Origin of the sequence: Kitasatospora putterlickiae (genome assembly GCF_039527695.1) — a bacterium.
In the GTDB taxonomy this organism is placed as follows: Bacteria; Actinomycetota; Actinomycetes; order Streptomycetales; family Streptomycetaceae; genus Kitasatospora; species Kitasatospora putterlickiae.
Genome location: NZ_BAAAKJ010000344.1, coordinates 750 through 2,616 on the forward strand (window position 1 = coordinate 750; position 1,867 = coordinate 2,616).

Genomic DNA, 1,867 nt, shown 5'->3' on the forward strand with positions numbered 1-1,867 from the left:
CGGCCTTCGGCCCGCACCAGGCCCGCCGGTTCGCCGCCCCGGGACGACGCGACCGCCACCGGCTGCTGGGACGCCGGCGGGTCCACTACCGCAACGACGACCCCCACACCAACGTGGGTTCGCGGCCCTCCACCGCACACCCGGGCACCGGCGTCGTGCGCGGCCACCCGGGCTGGTTCGTCTGCAAGGCCGACGAGGGCGGCTACGACGGCGGCCCCCACCCCTGCCGGTGGCTGAGCCCCGGGGTCGCCGTCGGGCCGCCGGCCGGAAGCACCGGCTGGCGTCGGCAGAGGGGGGTCAGGCGGCCAGCCTCCGCAGCAGTTCGGCGGCGAGCGGGGCGGCGGAGGCCGGGTTCTGGCCGGTGACCAGGTTGCGGTCGACGACCACGTTCGGGGCCCAGGGCTCGCCGACCCGCACATCGACACCGGCCTCGACGAGGCGGGTCTCCAGCAGCCACGCGGCCTTGGCGGCGAGCCCGGCCTGGGTCTCCTCGTCGTTGGTGAAGGCGGCGACGCGGTAGCCCTTGAAGGCGTTGCCGCCGTCCTCCTCCACCGCGGCCAGCAGCGCGGCCGGGCCGTGGCAGACGACGCCGAGCGGCTTGCCGGACTTCAGCGCGCGGACCAGCAGGCGGCCGGAGTCGGCGTTGACGGCCAGGTCCTCCATCGGGCCGTGCCCACCGGGGTAGAAGACCGCGTCGTAGTCGTCCAGCCGCACGTCCTCCAGCGCGATCGGGCTCTTGAGCTCCTCGGCGTCGGCGAGCACCTCCACGACCTTCCGCGCGCCCTCCTCCCCACCGTTGACGTCGGGGGCGAGGCTGGCGGTGTCGACGGTCGGCACCACGCCGCCCGGGGTGGCCACGGTCACGGTGTGGCCGGCGGCCTTGAAGGCCTCGTACGGCGCGGCGGCCTCCTCGGCCCAGAAGCCGGTCGGGTGCCGGGTGCCGTCGGCGAGCGTCCAGTGGTCGGCGCCGGTCATCACGAAAAGGATCTTCTTCGACATGGGGGTGGTCTCCGGGGTGTCGGCTGTCGGCTCGTCGTCCCCTCGACGGTAGGCCCGTCCGACGGCCCGCACCAATCGGAAAACCGATACCTGACATCGGCCGGTGAACAGGCTTCAGCGCACCGCGCCCCGGTCGAGCGCCTAGGATTGGCGCGCATGAGCGATAGGAATTCCCATGGGTCGGGGCCGCCCGAGGGGCTGCCGGAGGGACCACCCGGGGGCCCGCTGGACCTGAACCAGCTGCGCACCTTCCTGGCGGTCCACCGGACGGGATCCTTCACCGCGGCCGCGCGCCGGCTCCGGCTCTCCCAGCCGACCGTCACCGCGCAGATCCGCTCCCTGGAGAAACGGCTGGGCCGGGAGCTGTTCGAGCGGCGCCCCCGGGGCGTGGTCCCGCTCGCCCACGCGGACGACCTCGCTGCCCGGCTGGCGGAACCCCTCGACCGGCTGGCCGAGGTGGCGGGCACGGGGCCCGAGCGCGTGCCCGAGCCCGTGCACCTGGCGGGGCCGGCCGAGTTCCTGTGCACCGTCCTGCTCGGCGCGCTGGCGCCGCTCACCGCCCAGGGCGTCCGGCTGCGGGTGGCCACCGGGCTGACCGATCCGCTGCTGACGGAGCTGCGCGCCGGCCGCCACGACCTCGTGGTCGCCACCCGGCGCCCGCGCGGCCGCTCCCTGGACGCTGAGCCGCTCTCCGACGAGGAGTTCGTCCTGGTCGCTTCCCCGGCCTGGGCCGAGCAACCGGCCGGGGAAGCGCTGCCGGACGCCCTGGAACGGGCGCCGCTGGTCGCCTACGCCGAGGACCTGCCCATCGCCCGCCGCTACTGGCGCCACGTGTTCGAGCGCCGCCTCCAGGTCCGGGCCGCCGTCA

The 1,867-nt window shown here is 75.6% G+C and carries 2 protein-coding genes; one reads left to right on the forward strand and one right to left on the reverse strand.

The window, feature by feature from the left end; genetic code table 11:
- Positions 1 to 297: 297 nt before the first annotated feature.
- Positions 298 to 999 (reverse strand): type 1 glutamine amidotransferase domain-containing protein, encoded by a 702-nt coding sequence (locus tag ABD308_RS31895; RefSeq protein ID WP_344342828.1) that lies wholly within the window; start codon positions 997 to 999, stop codon positions 298 to 300.
- A 156-nt stretch (positions 1,000 to 1,155) separates the two neighbouring features.
- Between ABD308_RS31895 and ABD308_RS31900 the strand changes: the two genes are divergently transcribed.
- Positions 1,156 to 1,867: LysR family transcriptional regulator (locus ABD308_RS31900; RefSeq protein ID WP_344342831.1), on the forward strand; the 712-nt coding region annotated here is incomplete at its 3' end.